General features: G+C 62.8%; 17 protein-coding genes. 7 read left to right on the top strand and 10 right to left on the bottom strand.

The features are described 5' to 3' along the window. Positions 1-4: 4 nt before the first annotated feature. Entirely contained in the window at positions 5-1231 is a 1227-nt protein-coding gene (locus RI444_RS17985) for an MFS transporter (RefSeq protein ID WP_207605867.1), read from the bottom strand. 276 nt (positions 1232-1507) lie between these two features. On the opposite strand from RI444_RS17985, the gene RI444_RS17980 reads away from it, so the two are divergent. Beyond that, the gene (locus tag RI444_RS17980; protein WP_207605566.1) at positions 1508-2239 is read left to right on the top strand and encodes a glutamine amidotransferase; all 732 of its coding nucleotides are present in this window, start codon (positions 1508-1510) and stop codon (positions 2237-2239) included. Between the two features lie 47 nt (positions 2240-2286). On the opposite strand, the gene RI444_RS17975 is transcribed toward RI444_RS17980, so the two are convergent. Next, positions 2287-4476: a transglycosylase domain-containing protein gene (locus RI444_RS17975; RefSeq protein WP_021473446.1), complete on the bottom strand. Its 2190-nt coding sequence runs from the start codon at positions 4474-4476 to the stop codon at positions 2287-2289. A 107-nt stretch (positions 4477-4583) separates the two neighbouring features. Next, positions 4584-5057 (bottom strand): sensor histidine kinase, encoded by a 474-nt coding sequence (locus RI444_RS17970; RefSeq protein ID WP_043427142.1) that lies wholly within the window; start codon positions 5055-5057, stop codon positions 4584-4586. A gap of 55 nt (positions 5058-5112) precedes the next feature. On the opposite strand from RI444_RS17970, the gene RI444_RS17965 reads away from it, so the two are divergent. Then, a complete protein-coding gene (locus RI444_RS17965; RefSeq protein WP_168529674.1) occupies positions 5113-5280 on the top strand; it encodes a hypothetical protein in 168 nt (55 codons plus the stop codon). A 19-nt stretch (positions 5281-5299) separates the two neighbouring features. Here RI444_RS17965 and RI444_RS17960 read toward each other — a convergent pair whose 3' ends face one another. Beyond that, positions 5300-5884: a DinB family protein gene (locus tag RI444_RS17960; protein ID WP_207605567.1), complete on the bottom strand. Its 585-nt coding sequence runs from the start codon at positions 5882-5884 to the stop codon at positions 5300-5302. Between the two features lie 205 nt (positions 5885-6089). On the opposite strand from RI444_RS17960, the gene RI444_RS17955 reads away from it, so the two are divergent. Together RI444_RS17955 and RI444_RS17950 are read left to right on the top strand one after the other, a co-directional pair. Then, a complete protein-coding gene (locus RI444_RS17955; RefSeq protein ID WP_031216833.1) occupies positions 6090-6398 on the top strand; it encodes an MmcQ/YjbR family DNA-binding protein in 309 nt (102 codons plus the stop codon). A gap of 139 nt (positions 6399-6537) precedes the next feature. Next, positions 6538-6834: a hypothetical protein gene (locus RI444_RS17950; protein WP_062097936.1), complete on the top strand. Its 297-nt coding sequence runs from the start codon at positions 6538-6540 to the stop codon at positions 6832-6834. A gap of 82 nt (positions 6835-6916) precedes the next feature. Here the strand turns inward: RI444_RS17950 and RI444_RS17945 are convergent, their stop codons facing one another. From RI444_RS17945 to RI444_RS17930, 4 genes are read right to left on the bottom strand one after another with little or no spacing between them, the layout of a single operon-like run. Then, the gene (locus RI444_RS17945; RefSeq protein ID WP_021473441.1) at positions 6917-7729 is read right to left on the bottom strand and encodes a bifunctional allantoicase/(S)-ureidoglycine aminohydrolase; all 813 of its coding nucleotides are present in this window, start codon (positions 7727-7729) and stop codon (positions 6917-6919) included. 14 nt (positions 7730-7743) lie between these two features. Then, positions 7744-9006, bottom strand: coding sequence for a DUF6986 family protein (locus RI444_RS17940; RefSeq protein WP_207605568.1), 1263 nt, complete (start codon positions 9004-9006; stop codon positions 7744-7746). A 1-nt stretch (position 9007) separates the two neighbouring features. Further along, on the bottom strand, positions 9008-10621 hold the full coding sequence (gene aceB / locus RI444_RS17935) for a malate synthase A (RefSeq protein ID WP_207605569.1): 1614 nt from the start codon (positions 10619-10621) through the stop codon (positions 9008-9010). 32 nt (positions 10622-10653) lie between these two features. Beyond that, entirely contained in the window at positions 10654-12048 is a 1395-nt protein-coding gene (locus RI444_RS17930; RefSeq protein WP_069696113.1) for an NAD-dependent malic enzyme, read from the bottom strand. A 221-nt stretch (positions 12049-12269) separates the two neighbouring features. Between RI444_RS17930 and RI444_RS17925 the strand changes: the two genes are divergently transcribed. Further along, positions 12270-13025 carry an IclR family transcriptional regulator gene (locus RI444_RS17925; protein WP_021473437.1) on the top strand — a complete coding sequence of 252 codons (756 nt, stop codon included), beginning with the start codon at positions 12270-12272 and terminating at the stop codon, positions 13023-13025. Positions 13026-13207: 182 nt separating this feature from the next. On the opposite strand, the gene RI444_RS17920 is transcribed toward RI444_RS17925, so the two are convergent. Both RI444_RS17920 and pucL read right to left on the bottom strand, forming a co-directional pair. Then, positions 13208-14707, bottom strand: coding sequence for a nucleobase:cation symporter-2 family protein (locus RI444_RS17920; RefSeq protein WP_021473436.1), 1500 nt, complete (start codon positions 14705-14707; stop codon positions 13208-13210). A 227-nt stretch (positions 14708-14934) separates the two neighbouring features. Continuing rightward, entirely contained in the window at positions 14935-15849 is a 915-nt protein-coding gene (gene pucL, locus RI444_RS17915) for a factor-independent urate hydroxylase (RefSeq protein ID WP_207605570.1), read from the bottom strand. Between the two features lie 369 nt (positions 15850-16218). Between pucL and RI444_RS17910 the strand changes: the two genes are divergently transcribed. Both RI444_RS17910 and RI444_RS17905 read left to right on the top strand, forming a co-directional pair. Beyond that, entirely contained in the window at positions 16219-16395 is a 177-nt protein-coding gene (locus RI444_RS17910) for a hypothetical protein (RefSeq protein WP_164888665.1), read from the top strand. A 340-nt stretch (positions 16396-16735) separates the two neighbouring features. Beyond that, a complete protein-coding gene (locus tag RI444_RS17905; RefSeq protein ID WP_069696112.1) occupies positions 16736-17671 on the top strand; it encodes a type IV toxin-antitoxin system AbiEi family antitoxin domain-containing protein in 936 nt (311 codons plus the stop codon). The last annotated feature ends 51 nt before the right edge of the window (positions 17672-17722 follow it).

Genomic DNA, 17722 nt, shown 5'->3' with positions numbered 1-17722 from the left:
GATGTTAACGGCGGATCTCCCTGCCTCCGGCCGGGTACCCGCCACGCCTGCCGGCGATCATGATGGCCAGCGCGATGGCCGTGGGCAGGGCCGCGGCCAGCGGAATCCACTGCGCCCCCGCGGTGGTGAGGGCAACGGCCCCGTATCCCGCACCCACGGCGATGCCCAGTTGGATGGTCACTACCGTGATCCCATTGGCTGCGTCTTTGTGTTCCCCGCCGGCCCGCAGGATCGCCGCCTGGTTGTAGATGCCCTGCGCGCCGAACGCTGCGCCCCACACCGCCATCAAAACGAAAACCCCCGCGGCCGTGGTGCCCAGGAACGGCATGAGCGCGAACACCAGAAGGAGAAGCCCGACGGCGGTCATCACCGAGCGCCGTGGGTAGGAGTCTGCGGTCAGGCCGGCAATCCAAATGCCCACCAGCCCCGAGACACCCACTACGGAGAGGGATATGCCGGTGAACGCTTCGGGCAGTCCCGAGGAAAGGAGGAACGGGGCAATGTAAGTGAAGATCGCGAAATGGGCCAGCAACAACAACGGCCAGGCGATGGCCACGGCAATGACGCCCGGCAACTTGAGGGCAGCCCGCAAAGAGGGTGCTTTGTGGCTTCCCGGATCCTTCACTGCAGGCAGTACCCAAAACGCCAGGAAGGCCAAAAGGACTCCAACGCCGGCAAGGACTACGAACGAAGCCCGCCACGTCAGGACGGTGCCCATCAGCGTTCCAATCGGCGCTCCGACGGCCAAGGCGATGCTGTTGCCGCTGAACACCACGGCCATGGCTTTCCCCATGGAGTGTGCAGGAACAATCCGCGCAATGTACGGGGCCATGGTGGACCACAGCATGCCGTGGGCGATGCCGCCCAGAAGCCGTGCACCCACCGCGACGGCGAGGGTCGGGCTCAGTGCCAACAGCACGTTGCTGAGTGCGAACGCGAACATGGTCCCGAGCAACAGGGTTTTCCGGGGAACGCGGCCGGCCAGGAGACGCGACAAGGGAAGAGCCGTGAAGACGATGATCGCGGCGTATGCTGCCGTGAGCGAGCCAACGGCCGACTCTTCCACACCAAGGTCCCGGCTGATCTGCGGCAGCAAACCCGATGGCAGCAGCTCGGTTGTGACGGCCGTGAACCCGGCGGCTGCGAGGACCAGGAGGGCGGACCAAGGTATTTTGCCGGGGCGCGTTGCGGACGCGGGGTGCGTGCCGGACGCAGGGCGCGCTCCGGACACAGCGAGCTGCGGCGTGCCGCGAGCCGCCGTCGTTTCCTGTGAAAGTGGCTCTTGGGTGTCCTTGATGTCCTCGGTCGTCTGGCTTTCAACTGCGGACGGGTCTTGCTTCAATATGGCTCCTCAACAATGGATCGCACCCGGGGCGTTAGCGCGAACAATGTCAAAGCTACGCAATACTGACGCGCTGAGGGAGTGTCTGTCAGACACCCCCTCAGCGGCCCGCACTCCTGCGCAACACGCTTGGAAACAACCAGCGCCCTCCCGCAGACTGGGCCTGTGAAGCCATTCCTCTTGCTAGCAACCCGCGCCGAAGACCACGCAGCCGACGACGAGTACCAGGCCTACCTGCGCTACTGCGGCCTCGATGAGCGGGAGCTGGTCCGCGTCAGGCTGGAAGCAGGGCCCCTGCCGCCCATCGACCTCGATGACTACTCCGGGGTGATTGTTGGAGGCAGCCCGTACACATCCAGCGACCCTGTGGAGGAAAAGAGCGCGGCTCAGATCCGTGTGGAGGGTGAGCTCTCACGTTTGCTGGACCGCATCGTCGCCGACGACTTCCCGTTTTTTGGCGCGTGCTACGGGGTGGGAACGTTGGGTGTCCACCAGGGCGCCACCATCGACCGCCAATTCGGGGAACCTGTTGGGCCAACCCGGATCACGTTGACGGAGGACGGTGAACAGGACCCCTTGTTGAAGGGCCTCCCGCGAACCTTCGAGGCGTTCGTTGGCCACAAGGAAGCCTGCAGCCAACTTCCCGGTCACGCCGTCTTGCTGGCCAGCTCCCCGGCTTGCACGGTGCACATGTTCCGCATCAAAGAGAACCTGTACGCCACGCAATTCCACCCGGAGCTTGACGTGGACGGCCTCACCACACGCATCACGATCTACAAGGACGCCGGATACTTCCCGCCGCACCAGGCCGACGAACTCATCCGGACAGCACGCCAGCACCCCGTCACCGAGCCCATGCAGATCCTTAGGAACTTCGCGGAACGCTACGCCCGCTGACATGCCCGACGGCGGGAGGCCGCCGTCGTGCGCCGGCTTGCTTGACCCTAGCGCCCGGTGGGTCGCGGTACGGCCGGCGCGGTGGCGACCGGCGGGGGTGGGGGAGCCGGCGGGTTGAAGGCGCCGCTTGGGTAGAGCGCGGTGGCTTCCATCATGTAATTGGCCCATTGGGGTCCGGCGATCATGTAGCCGTCCAAGGACTTGTAGAACTTGCCGTTGATGGTGACGTTCTGCCCTGCCCGCTGCTGCCCCGCGGTGGTGTCTCCGAAGAAGGAAGCCGTGGCCAGTCGCGTGGTGTACCCGGCGATCCAAGTGGCCCCGTTGTTGTTGGAGGTGCCGGTCTTGGCCGCAACAGGGACCTGGTTCTGGACCTTGGGATTGATGTAGACGCCGGAACCGATCTTGAGGACATCCTGCAACACTGCAGTCACGCCCCGCGCTACCGAGGGTTTCACGGCATCCCGGCATTCGGTCTTCTGGGCATCGTAGTTCCGGCCCTGGACATCGGTGATCTCGGTGATGGCGATCGGCTTGCAGTAACGGCCGTCATTGGCGAAGGTGGCGTAGGCATTCGCCAGGACCAGTGGAGCAACACCGATGGAGCCCAGCAGGTTTCCGATCTGGTGCATGTTGACGGGTGCGTTGTCCAAGCCGCTGTGCAGTCCGACAGTATCCACCATGCGCTGGATGCCGCAGAAATCGAGCTGGGCTGCCGTGGCGAACGTTGCGGTGTTGATGGAGTTGTAGAGGCCGTAGTTGATGGGCATGGGACGGTAGTAGCCGGCATCGTTGTTTTGGAGGTCGTCATCGGCGCCGAGGTTCTGGGCTTTCTGGGCGCTGCTGTACCCGCCAAGGACTTTGCCGCAGCTGGAACGCCAGGGGAAGCCCACCGGGTAAACCCTGCGTGAGGCATCAACGACGGCCGTGGGATTCTTCCCCTCGTTCAACCACTCGGCGTAGATGAACGGCTTCATGGTGGATCCGGGTTGGAAGCCGCCCGCGCCGTTGAGGTCGTAGCCGTTCTCATCCTTGGCGTCGACGTTGAAGTTCAGTTGGGTGTCGAACTTGCCGGGCTCCGGAACGAACACCGTGTTTTGGGCCATCGCCAAAATCCTGCCTGTTCCCGGTTCAACCGTGGTCAAGGCGGCACCCCACTTGTCCGGATTGTCTCCGGCCGAAGCGTCCACCTGTGCCTGCGCTGCTGTCTGCAGGCGGGTGTCAAGGGTGGTGGTGATGGTGAGCCCGCCCCTGTACAGGAGGCGCTCGCGGTCGGCGAAGGTGGCCCCATAGGCTTCATTGTTGAGGATGAGGTGGGAGACGTAATCGCAGAAGTACGTGGCGATCGCGGCTCCGGCGCAGCCTTGAAGGGATGGCGTGATCTTCAATTCCACAGGCGTGGCCACTGCGGCGTCATGCTCCGCCTGGCTGATCATGCTCTGCTCCAGCATCCGGTCCAGGACCAGGTTTCGCCGGGCAATGGCAGCGTTCGGGTCCACAGTGGGGTCGTAGATGCTGGGGCCGTTCACCAACCCGGCCAACATCGCAGCCTGGGGAAGGTTCAAGTCCTTGGCTGAGGTGCTGAAGAAGTACCGTGATGCTGCCTCAATGCCGTACGCGTTCCGGTTGAAGAACACGATGTTCAGGTAGCCCTCAAGGATCTGGTCCTTGGTAAACCTCTTCTCCAACTCCAAGGCAAGCTTCACTTCCCGCAGCTTGTCGCCCATTGATTTCTGTCCGCTGAGGACCACGTCCTCGGGCCGCCCGTCAGACAGACGGGACTCGTTGAGGACGTTAGTGACGTATTGCTGGGTCAGCGTCGACGCCCCTTGCCGTGTGCCCTTGGTCAGGTTGGAAGTCAACGCCCGCATGATGCCCTGAGCATCGACGCCGGCGTGCTGGTAATAGCGGCTGTCTTCAATGGCCACAATCGCCTGCCGGATGAACGGCGACATCTGGTCCAAGGGGACCTTGACGCGGTTCTCTGCGTAGAAAGTGGCGATCGGCGTTCCGTCGGAGGCTACTACCTTGCTGGACAACGACGGCGATTCAACGTCCAGTTGGCTGGGAAGGCTTTGATAGAACCCAATGGATCCACCCACGGTGCTGCTGGTGAATGCCACCACGGGAACTATGAGCCCTGAGATGAGCACGCCGCAGAGGAAACTAACAAAGAAGAAGCCGAAAAGCCTGAACAGGAACCTGCCCAAACCGATGCTCTGACCCTTGTTCCGCGCCATTTTCCTGCCGTTCCGTCCGGAGTCCAGGCTGAAAAGTAGCTACAGAATACGTCGGCTCCTGCAATGGTTCCATGGCCGGGGCAGTCAATTTATGTCCCAATCAGGACTCAATCCAGGGGCAGCGTCACACTGACGGAGGTTCCGCGTCCAACTTCGGAGGAGATGTCCAGGATGCCGCCTGCATCGTGTACCGCCAAAGACATGAGCAACAGCCCGAAGCCGTGCCGGCGTCCACTCGGCGCAGCGTGGATTTCAAAGCCCTTGCCGTTGTCACGGACGGTGAGTTGGATGCCGTGGTAGACCGCGTTGAGCTTGACGGTCAGTTCGCTGGCACCGGCGTAATTGAGGGTGTTGCTGAAGGTCTCTTGGGCCACGTGATACAGCAGTCCCGCAGATGCCGAGGAAATCTCAATGCCGTGATGGGGGATCTCCCAACTCACCTGTACACCGGAGCGGCGCAAAGGCTCGGCCAGCCGGTCGATGCACCCCGCAACGCCCAGCGCGTGGAAGTCCACCGGGTGCTGGTCCTGGATGATGCCTTTGACGGTCATCACCTCTGCTTGAGCTTCTGCCTGATCCATCATTCCCCCACGTCCTTGTGTCCTTGCTGGAAATTCGTAGCCGAAGCCTCCGTGGATGCTTCGCCTGCAACCAGAGTCACGCCGGATCATCAAGGATCGGGTTCGTTTGGCTCAATTTCCCATCAAGTTTCAGTGGGCCGGGATTATTCTGCTGGATCATTCCATGTCTGCCTTGGCGGATGCGCGGGATGGCGCAGTCAGCCCTGTGCTGAATGCCGAATGATCCAGCAGAAATGCGCTCGCTAGCTGTGGCCGTCCGCTTCGAGTGCAGCTTGCTCGATGCTGAATCTGTGTGCGGCCCATTCCTCGGAGTTACGCCCGGAAATGTTGGGGTCGTTGGGCCCTTGACCCGCAGAACCATCGATGAGTTCCCGGATGATGTCAGCGTGGCCCGCATGCCGGGCTGTTTCCACGCACATGTGGACCAGGACCTGGTGCAGAGTCACGTTCTTTTTGTCCTCGGACCACCAAGGCACTACGCCGGGCGCGTCGAGGGGTAGGGACTCGATGGTTTCGTCGCTGCGCTTGGCGGAGAAGTGATGCAGGTCGATGATGTCCTGCATGCTTTCATCAGCCGGGACCCACATGTCGGCATCGGGTTCGGCGGAGTCCGCATACCACGGGAGATCCCTCCCGTTGGGGCGTCCGAAGGTCTCCCCGAAGTACCCCAGTTCTACGCTGGCCACGTGTTTCACCAGCCCCAGGAGATTGGTGCCGGTGGGAGTCATCGGCCTGCGGGCATCGTATTCGCTCAAGCCCTCTACCTTTCCGAGCAGGTCGGCCCGACGGGTGCGCAGGTAATGAAGCAACGTTGCTTTGTCATCCATGCGAGCACTCTACCGATTCCAAAGGTCCGCGGCTCCGCCCCCGAACCCCGAGCGTGGGTGTGCCGTGTGTCGGTGTGCCGTGTTCGCCGCAAGCCTGCGCTTTCGCCCGGAACGGTGCTCCTGTTTCGCCGCTTTCGCGTGGGTTCGCAGCTTTCCCGCGACCCGGGGCCTCGACGGCCCTAACCGTGGCGTGCCACAGTGGGCTATGGCCACGGAGGAGGACGTAAGAGGAATTTGCTTGGGCATGCCCGGGGTCACTGAGCGCTCCAGCTGGGGTCGGCCTGCGTGGTTCGCGAAGACACTCATGGCCCGGATCTGGGAGGAGAGGGTCCTGACGGTCAAGACAGAAGAACGCGAAGCGCTCGCGGCCATGGAACCGGACAAGTTCTTTTGGACGCCACATCACCACCGTTCCCCGAACTTGGTCCTCATCCGCCTGGACAAGATCGACGTCGATGAACTGACTGAGCTCCTTCAGGAGTCCTACCGGATCGCGGGCGCAACCAAGAACTAGGGGTGTCGTCCCGGTTGCCCGCGAATCCGCCGGAAGACAACGAAATCGTTGGAACGGCACCCGTGTTTCGCAGCTTTGGCGTGGTTTCGAGTCCTTCCCCCAACGTGAGCCGGTCAGAGCGGGGGTTAGGCTAGCGGGCATGGGGGACAACAACACACCTGGGGAACACCACTCACCGCACCCTGCACGCAAATTCCGGGCCGCCGTCGTGCCTTTGCTGGGACTGATCACTGTGGCTGTGGGGGTCGCGGTGGCGTGGACCAGCCTGAACGCGGAGGTGGGTTGGTTCGCCTACGCGCCCCTCAGCAATGAGGTGTTCGTGGGAAACAACGGGTCATTCCTGAGCAACGAAACACAGCTCGGGGTGGCCATCTCAGTAGTCGGCCTGCTGGCGCTTTCCTTCTGGGCGGGGCTGGCCATCGGCCGTCGGCGCTGAAACGGCCCGAAAACGACGAAATCGCCGGAACGTTCCCTGCGAAAGGTCAGCGTTCCGGCGATCTCGAGCAAACCAAAGAAACCTACGTGAGCTTCACCTGGCGGTTCATGTCCTTGTACAGCAGGTACCGGAACTCGCCCGGTCCGCCGGCGTAGCAAGCCTGCGGGCAGAACGCGCGCAGCCACATGAAGTCGCCGGCCTCAACCTCAACCCAGTCGTTGTTGAGCAGGTACATGGCCTTGCCCTCGAGGACGTACAGGCCGTGCTCCATGACGTGGGTCTCCGGGAAGGGGATCACGCCGCCGGGCTGGAAAGTGACGATGTTGACCTGCATGTCGTGCGCGAGGTCGCTGGAGTCCGTGAAACGAGTGGTCTTCCAGACGTCGTTGGTGTCGGGCATGGACGTCGGCTCAACGTCCTTCTCATTGGTCACGAACGACTTGGCTTCGTAGCCCTCGAGCCGTTCGTACGCCTTGCGGATCCAGTGGTAGGAAACGATGTCGTTGGAAACGTTCTCCACGCCCCACTCCGCACCTGCAGCGAGGTACGCGTAGCCGCCCTCTTCGAGGTGGTGCAGTTCGCCGTCGAGCGTCAGGTTGAGCTGGCCCTTGGTCACGAAAATGACGCCCTCAACACCGGCTTCGAACTCGGCCTTGGGAGCACCGCCGCCGGGTGCGATCTCCACGATCAGCTGCGAGAACGTGGTGGCGAACCCGGAAATCGGCCGGGCGATGATCCAGGACCGCGTGTTGGTGAAGCCGGGCAGGTTGCTGGTGACGATGTCCGTGAGGACGCCCTTGGGGATCACGGTGTACGCCTCGGTGACGATTGCCCGTTCCGTGGTCAGGTGGGTCTGCGGCGGCAAACCACCGGTCGGGTAGTAGTAGTTGCCCATCAGGGTGCTCCTAATCAGTGCGAAGTTGGTTGTGCGAGCCGCGGGTGCGCCAGTGCGGTCAGCTGTGAAAGTTCGACGCCGGCAAGCGCCTTGACCTCGTCGGTCCCCACTGCGCCGCACTGGACGCCGCGGAGGACGAACCCGGCCAGGGCACGGGCGGTGGCGGGCTCGTCCATGACGCCGCCTTCGGTCCGCTCGACATAGTTGCGCAACCGCAGTGCCGCTGCGGGGAGGCCTTCGCGGTAGAAAGCGTACGACGCCGAGAAACGGCTGGGCAGCTGGGCGGCATGGAGATCCCACCCTTGGTAGTAGCCGTTTTCCAGGGAACGGCGTACCAGCCGGCCGTGGAGTTTCCAGGCGTCTTCCACGGCATCGCCCACGGGGATGATGTTGGTGGAACCGTCGGAGAGGCGGATGCCCGTACCGGCCACGGCGAGCTGCATGACTTCCTTGGCGAAGTCGGCCACCGGGTGCTCCATGGACTGGTACTCGGCGGAGATTCCCAAGGAGGCGCTGTAGTCGTACGTGCCGTAGTGGAGGGCGCTGATGCGGCCGGGCACCACGTGCGGGAGCTGTGCCACGGGCGAGGTTCCGTCGGCACCGAGGATGAGCTGCGGGGTTTCCACCTGCACTTCGAAGCGGAGCCGGCCTGCGGGGAGTCCGTGGACTTCCTCGAGGCGGGACACTGCGTAATCCATGGCCTGGACCTGGGCCACCGTGGTGACCTTCGGCAGGGTGAGGATCAGGCCCTCGGGAAGCTCGCCGGCCGAGGCAAGCGTGGACACGAACAGGTCCAACGTCTTCAAACCACGGGCACGCGTCGCAGCTTCGAAGCACTTGAAACGGATGCCGATGAACGGCGGTGCCGTGCCGGCCGCGACTGCCGCGGAAACAGCCTTGGCGGCAGCAACGACGTCGGCGTCTTCTGCCTCGTCGCCGCGGTCGCCGTAGCCGTCCTCGAAGTCCAGGCGCAGGTCCTCAATGGGCTCAGAAGCGAGCTTGGCCGAAACCCGGGCAGCAACAGCAGCCGCGAGCTCCGGTTCCTGGCCCAGCAACCGGCCGAGCTTTTCGAGACCGCCGTGTGCTTCCGCCGTCGCGAGTGCCTGGGCACCCCAATCGGCAGCGAAGGTGGTCGTGAAGCGGTCGGCGGGGACGTAGACCGTGTGGATGGGCTGGCGCGAGCCGTCGTCGCCGGGGTAGTTGCGGTCAAGCAACTGGTCCGTGGCGGCGAGCCGGGACTCGATATGCTCCAGGTCCGATGCGGAGAATGAACCCATCTCAGCCCACCAGCTCATACGCGGGCGTGGTGAGGAAGTCCGTGTACTCGTCGGAGAGGCAGATTTCCTCGATCAGCTTGGAGGCCGGCTCGTAGTACTTGGTGAAGTTCTCGTCACCGAACTCGATGCGAAGGCGTTCGGTCTCTTCGCCGAGGATGCGGGTGACCAGTTCGCGGGTCACGGTGTTGCCGGTGTCCGCGAGGATGGACTTGTTGCGCAGCTGCTGCCACACCTGCGAACGGGAGATTTCCGCCGTCGCAGCGTCTTCCATGAGGTTGTGGATGGCCACGGCGCCACTGCCGGAAATCCAGACGCCGGTGTAGGCGACGGCGACGTACAGGTTCAGGCGCAGCCCGGCCTCTGTGACGGTACCGCCGGCTGAAGCGACGTCGATCAGCTGTTCGGCGGTGACGTTCACCTCGGGGCGCTGCTTGTCGATCTGGTTCTTCTTGCCGCCGTTTTCCGGATCGCCGAGCACGGAGTCGAACACCTCGCGGCACGTGGAGACCAGGTCCGGGTGGGCAACCCAGGATCCGTCGAAGCCGTCGTTTGCTTCGCGGGTCTTGTCGGCGCGGACCTTCTCGAAGGCCGCGGCGGTGACGTCGGGCTGCTTGCGGTTGGGGATCACTGCGGCCATGCCGCCCATGGCGAAGGCGCCGCGCTTGTGGCAGGTCTTGACCAGGAGCTCGGTGTAGGCGCGCATGAACGGGGCGGTCATGGCGACGGTGGCGCGGTCCGGGAGGACGAACTCTTCGCCGGCATCACGGAAGTACTTGATGATGCTGAAGAGGTAGTCCCAGCGGCCGGCGTTCAAACCGGAGGCGTGGTGGCGCAGTTCGTAGAGGATCTCGTCCATCTCGAAGGCGGCAGGGATGGTTTCGATCAGCACCGTGGCACGGATGCTGCCCTGCGGGATGTCGAGGTAGTCCTGGGCAAAGACGAAGACGTCGTTCCAGAGACGTGCCTCCAGGTGGCTCTCCATCTTGGGCAGGTAGTAGTACGGGCCGTGGCCGTTCTGGAGCAGCTGCTTGGCGATGTGGAAGAAATGCAGGCCGAAGTCCACCAAGCCACCCACAGTGGGTTCGCCGTCGATCAGCAGGTGGCTCTCCTCCATGTGCCAGCCGCGGGGACGTGCCACGACCACTGCAAGGGGAGCGTCCGTGCGCAGGCGGTATTCCTTGCCCTCGGGGGAGGTGAAGCTCAGGGTGCCCCGGGCTGCGTCACGGAGGTTGAGGATGGCGTCGATGACGTTGGGCCACGTGGGAGTGCTGGCGTCCTCGAGGTCGGCGAGCCAGACCTTGGCGCCGGAGTTCAGGGCGTTGATGGCCATCTTGGCCGGGGTGGCCGGGCCGGTCATTTCAACACGACGGTCCTGCAAAGCCGCAGGAGCCTCGGTGACCTTCCAGTCGCCGTCGCGAATCTCCCGGGTCTCCGGGAGGAAGTCCAGGCGGCTGGTCTCGGCAACCTGCTGACGCTTGGCCTTACGGGCCTGGAGGAGTTCGTTGCGGGTACCTGCGAAGCGCTTGTGCAGTTCCTCGATGAAGCCCAGTGCCTCGGGAGTGAGGATTTCCTCGGCGCGATCGATCGGCCGGGGATCGGTGACTGTGATAGCCATGTGAGCGGATTCCTTTGTCTAGTGCGCTGGTGCTAGCTGGCGGCGTTTTCCTGGGCGGCTGCGGCGACCGCAGCAGCAACCTCGGCGGCAACATGGGGATCGAAGACGCTGGGGATAATGTAGCTCGCGTTGAGCTCGTCGTCAGCCACGCGGTTGGCGATGGCTTCGGCTGCAGCTACCAGCATGTTCGGCGTGATGTCCGATGCTCCGGCGTCGAGCAGGCCGCGGAAGAAGCCGGGGAACGCCAGGACGTTGTTGATCTGGTTGGGGAAGTCGCTGCGGCCCGTTGCCACGACTGCTGCGTGCTTGGACGCGATGCCCGGATCTATTTCCGGGGTGGGGTTGGCCATGGCGAACACGATTGCGTTCTCTGCCATGGAAGCCACCTGCTCCTCGCCGATCACGTGCGGTGCGCTGACGCCGATGAACACGTCGGCACCCTTGAGGGCTTCGTGGAGGGTGCCGGAGAAGCCCTCTTCGTTGGTGTTCGCGGCGATCCAGCTGCGGTGCTCGTCGTCGTACTTTTCGCCAGAGTGGATGGCGCCGGAGCGGCCGGCGGCGACGATGTGCTGTGCGCCCTGTGCCTTGAGGAGCTGGATGATGGCGGAGCCGGCTGCGCCGACGCCGGAGACCACGATCTTGACCTCGGACAGCTTCTTGTCCACGACGCGCAGGGCGTTGACCAGGGCGGCGAGTGTAACGATTGCCGTGCCGTGCTGGTCATCGTGGAAGACCGGGATGTCCAGTTCGTCGCGGAGGCGCTTTTCGATCTCGAAGCAACGCGGTGCGGCGATGTCTTCGAGGTTGATGCCGCCGTAAACCGGTGCCATGGCCTTGGCGATCTTGATGATCTCTTCCGTGTCCTGGGTGTCCAGGCAGACCGGCCAGGCGTCCACGTTGGCGAACTGCTTGAAGAGGGCGGCCTTGCCTTCCATGACCGGAAGGGCGGCGGCGGGGCCGATGTTGCCCAGGCCCAGCACGGCCGAGCCGTCGGTGAGGACGGCAATGGTGTTGCGCTTGACCGTGAGGTTGCGGGCAGCGGCAGGGTCCTCGGCGATCGCGAGGCAGACACGTGCGACGCCGGGAGTGTAGGCGCGGGAGAGGTCGTCGCGGTTGCGCAGGGCTACTTTGGGGACGACTTCGAGCTTGCCGCCGAGGTGCATCAGGAAGGTGCGGTCGGAAACATGCTGGACGGAAACGCCGTCGAGGGCGTTCAGGGCATCCTTGACGCGGGCTGCGTGGGCATCGTCCGTGGTGTTGCAGGTGACGTCGACGACGATCGTCTCGTGGTGGGATTCCGTGACGTCCAGCGCGGTGATTGCGGCACCGGCGGCGCCAACTGCGGCAGCCAGTTCGCTCGTCGCGGTGAAGCTCGACGGCGCGGAGACGCGCAGGGTGATCGAGTTACCGGGGCTCGGGTTCGCCATTGAAATTCCTCCTGTTGGGCCCGTTCGAGGGCCGCCGTTCAAAATCGAATGTTTTCGTATTATGGATATTATTATCTGCAAAGTGGAAATACAACCCCTTCGCGGGTCATCTTTGGTCTCGTCGCCAAGGTGTCCGCTGTGCTGTATCTTGGGTGTTCTAAGCAATTCTTTTCACGATGCGGATAAGAGTTGTCGGAATCTGAGTCATTGGAGACAAGGGAATGGCTGAAAAAGCCTCCGGAGGCGTGCAGTCCGTCGAGCGCGTCTTTGAACTGTTGGAACTGATCACCGATGCAGGCGGGGATGTCACGCTCAGCGAGCTGTCGTCGTCCACGGACCTGCCCCTGCCCACCATCCATCGCCTCCTGCGCACCTTGGTGGCCCTTGGCTACATCCGCCAACTGCCCAACCGGCGCTACGCCCTTGGGCCGCGGCTCATCCGGCTCGGCGAGGGTGCCAGCAAGCAGCTCGGCGCCGTGGCGCGTCCCCAGCTCAAGAACCTCGTTGAACGTCTCGGCGAGACCTCCAACATGGCGGTCCTCGACTCGGACATGGTGATCTACGTGGCCCAGGTTCCGTCCATGCACTCCATGCGCATGTTCACCGAGGTCGGCCGCCGCGCCCACACGCACGACACCGGCGTGGGCAAGGCCATCCTGGCGCAACTGGACGACGAGCAGGTCCGCGGCATCGTGGCCCGCACCGGCATGCCTACCCCTACGGCCAAGAGCATCGGAGACATCGACTCCCTGCTGGCAGACCTCAAGCTCATCCGTGAACGCGGCTACTCCATTGACGAGGAGGAGCAGGAACTCGGCGTCCGCTGCTTTGCCATGGCCGTCCCGAACGCTCCCACACCCACGGCGATCTCCGTTTCCGGTCCCATCACCCGTGTAGACCAAAGCTTCGCCGACCGCGCGGTACCCATGCTCCGTGAAGCAGCCCTGGCGATCTCCGCGGAGCTCAACCAAAACTAACCACCGAGTTGGCATGTGATGGCAATGTTTCCTGGAAACATTGCCATCTTTTGTTGTCTCGACGCCCCGGACGTGTGCCGCCATCCCGCCCGGGTGTGTGCCGCCGTCGTACATTCCACGCGACGCGACAAAAGACGACAGCCTCCACACGGGACGCTGCCGTCTTCTGCCGGTGCCGGGAGCTAGTGCTCCGAGGCGCTGTTGGTCTTGATGGGGACTTCATTGCCGTCGGCGTCGATCAGCTTGCCGTTCTCGAAACGGTCGCCTTCGTTGAGGCACTTGATGTCCTCATTGGTGATGATCCGCTCCGTCCCGGCCACGAACACCGACTGGTTGTCCGTGTTGCCGGCCTTGAAGTGGTTGAACAGGATGTTCAGGATGATGGCCATGACTGCCGCCGAGCTGATGCCCGAGTGGAAGATCGTCGAGAACCAGGTGGGGAACTGGTCGTAGAACTTCGGCGCAGCGATGGGGATCATGCCGAAGCCGATCGAAGCCGCAACGATGATCAGGTTCATGTTGTTCTTGTACTCGACCTTGGCGAGGGTGCGGATACCGCTGGCGGCAACCGTTCCAAAGAGTACGACGCCGGCGCCGCCCAGGACGGGCGTCGGAACCGCTGCGACAACACGGCCAAGGATCGGCAGGAGGCCCAGGATCACCAGGATGAGGCCGCCGGCGCTGACGACGAAGCGGCTCTTGATGCCCGTGATGGCCACCAGGCCGACGTTCTGGGCGAAGGCGCTCTGGGTGAAGGAGTTGAACAGCGGAGAGATGGCACTGGAGAGCATGTCGGCGCGCAGGCCGTTGCCGATCCGGCGGGAATCGACCTTGGTGTCAACGATCTCGCCCACAGCGATAATGTCCGCGGAGGTTTCGGTCAGGGTCACCAGGATGACGATCAGCATTGAGATGATCGCAGCGATTTCAAACGTGGGAGCACCGAAAGCGAACGGGGTGGGGAAGGCGACGATGTCGCCCTGGCCAACTTTGGAGAAGTCCGCCATGCCGGAAACGGTGGCGATGATAGTGCCGATGACCATGGCCAGCAGGATGGACAGGCGGGAGATAGCGGCGTTGCCCACCTTGCTGAGGAGCAACACGACGCCCATGGTTGCAGCCGCGAGGCCGATGTTTGCCATGCTGCCGTAGTTGTCTGCCTTGGCGTTGCCGCCCATGGCCCAGTTCGCGGCCACCGGCATGAGAGTCAAACCGATGGTGGTGATCACCGTGCCGGTAACTACCGGCGGGAAGAACTTGATGATCTTTGAAAACAGGGGAGTGATGGCAAGGCCTATCAGCGAGGCCACGATGACCGACCCGAAGACTGCCTGGATCCCGCCGCCGCCTTGGACAATCGCCACCATGGTGGAGACGCCGGCGAAAGAGACGCCCTGGACCAAGGGAAGCTGCGAACCGAACCACGGAATGCCGACGGTCTGAAGGATGGTGGCAAGGCCGCCCACAAAGAGGCAGGCAGCGATCAGGAGGCCGATGTCCTGGGAGGACATGCCGGCTGCGGCACCAATGATCAACGGCGGGGCGATGATGCCGCCGTACATGGTGAGTACGTGCTGGAAGCCGTACGCGAACGTGCTTCCGATGGGCAGCCGCTGGTCCTCGGGACGCTGCGACTTATGCGCGGTGGGATTCGCGGAGCGGGATTTCTTCTTGATGTTCATGGCAGACTCTCTGGGTTCATGGCAGACGTCTTCGTCTGGCTAACTGTGTCTGGCTAACAAAATCTGGGGTTTCCTGGGGTCGGGTTTGTGTACAGGTGCTGCCGGTATGGAGGGGTGCCTCAAGGGCAGGACCTGTACACAAACTCCGGATTGGTTCGGCATTGTTGCCGGGGTCGGCTTGGTTGCCGTGGTCGGCTTCGTGCCGTGCCCGGTTTGGGCCGGTGGGTTTAGCAGAAGCCGGCGATGCCCATCCAAGCGAGCGGTGCGGCGGTGGTGTTGTCGCGCTGGACGGTTGCTTCGATGAGGCCGTACGGGCGGTCGGCGGCGAAGAAGACCTCGTTGGGGTTGTCCTGTCCGAACGGGCTCAGATCAACCAGGAAGTGGTGCTTGTTCGGCATGGAGAACTTGATCTCGTCAACCTCGCTGTGTGCTTCGAGGACCTTCTTGCCCATGTCGAAGAGGGTCTGCTGCAGTGCGTGCGAGTAGTTCTCGGTGAAGCCTTCCAGGAGGAGGGCCTTGATGTCCTCGTAGCTCTTGTTGAAGTCGGTTGCTCCGGCGTCGAGGTTGGTGTTGTAGCGCCAGCGGGCCGAGACATCCGTTGCGAGGATGCGGTCCGTGGTTTCGGGGAGGGTGGTGTACTTGTCGCGCGGGTAGCCGACGAAGCCGGACTGCGTGGTCTTCAGGACGGTCAGGTCCTTGAGGCCGGAAATAATGTGCGTGGTTGCGCCATCGCGGACGACGACGGCGGTACGCACCTCTTGTCCGTTGCGGACGAAGCTGTGGTCGTGTCCCTGGCCGTGGGCCTGGATGCGCTCCCATGCGTAGGACTCAGCTTCCCAGCGGCCACCCGAAACCCAGGAGAACTCGCCGGTGAAGTGGTCGGCAAGACGCAGCAGGAACGCCTCCGGAGAGCCGATGCCGTCACGGGCGAAGGCGTACACGGTGTTCTTCTGGGTGTCGGTTGCCACCACATGGCCGTTGTCGCCTTCGAGGTGGGCTGCCTGGAAATCACCGCGGAGCTGCGAGGTGACGTTCAGGTCTTCGATCTGGTGGCGGTCGGTATCCCGGGTGACCTTGACGACGCGGACTTCTGCTTTGCCGTACTGGTTTTCGCCGAGGACGATGTTGTTGCTCATGGTCATATCCCAACTTCTGTGAGGTGGAACGTACGTTCCATCAATGAAATTAAGTGAGTGTTTCCACTCCGTTTCCGGTGGAGCCGACCCAACAAAAAAGAGCCGGCATCCATGGATGCCAGCTCATTACGACCCTGCCTGCTGCTCTCAGGTTACGTGACCTACGCCACGAACTCATTCGAGAGTAGCCCATGGTTTGCCCGCTGTACATGGGTTCCGGGGGATCGTTGTGAATCTTCCGAATGTGACCGGAGCAACTTTCCGTGATCACTGGAGGGGTCTTGACGGGTGTTCTCCGGATTCCCTAGACTTTCCACATATCAATAAAAAGTTTCCAAAATACGGAAACCTTGGATGCTGAAAGAGGAGGATCAGATGGACTCGAAGGATACGGGCAAGGTCGTAGAATTTCCGGCACCGGGTCAGGAGCTGTACCTGCCCTTCGGCGCCACGGATCCGGATTTCTACATTCCGGCCGACTGTGACCGCAAGAGCGGCGGGTTCTCCCGTTGGCTCAGGGCGCTCCCTGTCTTCGGCCGGCAGCGTCCCTGATTTTCTCCGTCCTCAGCGACACGGTTACCTTTCCTCGCCAGCATGGACAGGGAGCCCTGCCGCTGCGGGATTGTCAGGGGTGGACTCTGCGCAACAGAGCCAACGGAGCGGGCGGTACCTGGGGAGGTGCCGCCCGCTTTGTCATGCCCGCCCCACCCCGGCCCGGGCTCCCTCCCGCTCGCCCCGCCCTCCTTCGCCCCCGCCCCTCGCCCGTTTCGACGACTCGCTGCGTATTAGACGACTCCTGCCGTCTAATACGCGGGTAGTCGTCGAAGCCGGGATTTCCACATAGGGCACGTTGAGCCTTCGCTGCTGGAGCGGACTCCAAGACGCTTGTGGAATGACTGGAAAGAAGCAGCGGGAGCTCCCTGCGGGCATGAACCTATGGCGGACCAATGAGCTGGAAGGTGCAGGGTTCAGCGCCCGAACTATTGCCGCCCTGGTCCGGTCCGGTGAGCTGGTCAGGCTCAGGCGCGGTTGCTATATCCGGGGAAGCACTTGGGTGGCGCAAAAGCCGGTTGTCAGAAGCCGTCAACTGATTGCTGCCCATGCCCATGGGACACTTTCGACGTCGGAGGGCAGGATGGTTTACAGCCACACCTCCGCTGCACGCCTGCATCGGCTCTTTCTCTGGAATGTTGACGATCGAGTGCACATCACCCAGGCCAAGACGCCGTCCCGGGTTTCACACGGCAGGGACGTTGTGCCGCACACTGGGAGCCTTAAGGCGGATGAGTTGGTCACCATTGATGGACTTCCCTGTACATCTCTGGAGCGCACGGTAGTGGATTGCTGCCTGACGTTGAGCTATGGGCAAGCCCTGATCATCATGGACCATGCTCTTCGCTTAGGCGCAAGCACGGGCAAACTGTGGGAGATGTGCCGCTCATTGGCAGGACGAAAGGGTGTGCTGACTCTGCGGCGGGTGCTTGAGAATGCTGACGCGAAATCTGAGTCGCCCGGCGAAACCTTGACCCGGGACATCCTGCAAAGGCTCGGCATCGAAACGCCTGAGCTGCAGGTTGCAGTGGCTACCTCCGAAGGGCTGCATCGGATAGACCTCGCGTGGAGAAAGAAGATGGTTGCCCTGGAATTCGACGGCAAGGTTAAGTACTTCGACTATGCGCCAACCGACGAGGTCATATATAGGGAGAGGCAACGGGAGAAGGCCCTGATGGAGCAAGGCTGGCTGTTCATCCGCATCCAGTGGAGGGACTTGTTCAACGAGCAGGCCCTGAAGATGCGGGTACTCAAGGCCCTTGGTATCACCAGTTAGACGACTCGCTGCGTGTTAGACGGTAGGAAGCGTCTAACACGCAGCGAGTCG

This window comes from Paenarthrobacter sp. AT5, from assembly GCF_032764245.1.
Classification (GTDB): Bacteria; Actinomycetota; Actinomycetes; order Actinomycetales; family Micrococcaceae; genus Arthrobacter; species Arthrobacter ureafaciens.
This window is presented reverse-complemented; position numbering and strand designations above follow the sequence as displayed.

Bases quoted from the DNA above. Each gene is read 5' to 3' on its own strand.
- RI444_RS17975 (WP_021473446.1), bottom strand. From the start codon at position 4,476: ATGGCGCGGAACAAGGGTCAGAGCATCGGTTTGGGCAGGTTCCTGTTC.
- RI444_RS17970 (WP_043427142.1), bottom strand. From the start codon at position 5,057: ATGGATCAGGCAGAAGCTCAAGCAGAGGTGATGACCGTCAAAGGCATC.
- RI444_RS17965 (WP_168529674.1), top strand. From the start codon at position 5,113: ATGCTTCGCCTGCAACCAGAGTCACGCCGGATCATCAAGGATCGGGTT.
- RI444_RS17960 (WP_207605567.1), bottom strand. From the start codon at position 5,884: ATGGATGACAAAGCAACGTTGCTTCATTACCTGCGCACCCGTCGGGCC.
- RI444_RS17955 (WP_031216833.1), top strand. From the start codon at position 6,090: ATGGCCACGGAGGAGGACGTAAGAGGAATTTGCTTGGGCATGCCCGGG.
- RI444_RS17950 (WP_062097936.1), top strand. From the start codon at position 6,538: ATGGGGGACAACAACACACCTGGGGAACACCACTCACCGCACCCTGCA.
- RI444_RS17945 (WP_021473441.1), bottom strand. From the start codon at position 7,729: ATGGGCAACTACTACTACCCGACCGGTGGTTTGCCGCCGCAGACCCAC.
- RI444_RS17940 (WP_207605568.1), bottom strand. From the start codon at position 9,006: ATGGGTTCATTCTCCGCATCGGACCTGGAGCATATCGAGTCCCGGCTC.
- aceB (WP_207605569.1), bottom strand. From the start codon at position 10,621: ATGGCTATCACAGTCACCGATCCCCGGCCGATCGATCGCGCCGAGGAA.
- RI444_RS17930 (WP_069696113.1), bottom strand. From the start codon at position 12,048: ATGGCGAACCCGAGCCCCGGTAACTCGATCACCCTGCGCGTCTCCGCG.
- RI444_RS17925 (WP_021473437.1), top strand. From the start codon at position 12,270: ATGGCTGAAAAAGCCTCCGGAGGCGTGCAGTCCGTCGAGCGCGTCTTT.
- RI444_RS17920 (WP_021473436.1), bottom strand. From the start codon at position 14,707: ATGAACATCAAGAAGAAATCCCGCTCCGCGAATCCCACCGCGCATAAG.
- pucL (WP_207605570.1), bottom strand. From the start codon at position 15,849: ATGACCATGAGCAACAACATCGTCCTCGGCGAAAACCAGTACGGCAAA.
- RI444_RS17910 (WP_164888665.1), top strand. From the start codon at position 16,219: ATGGACTCGAAGGATACGGGCAAGGTCGTAGAATTTCCGGCACCGGGT.
- RI444_RS17905 (WP_069696112.1), top strand. From the start codon at position 16,736: ATGACTGGAAAGAAGCAGCGGGAGCTCCCTGCGGGCATGAACCTATGG.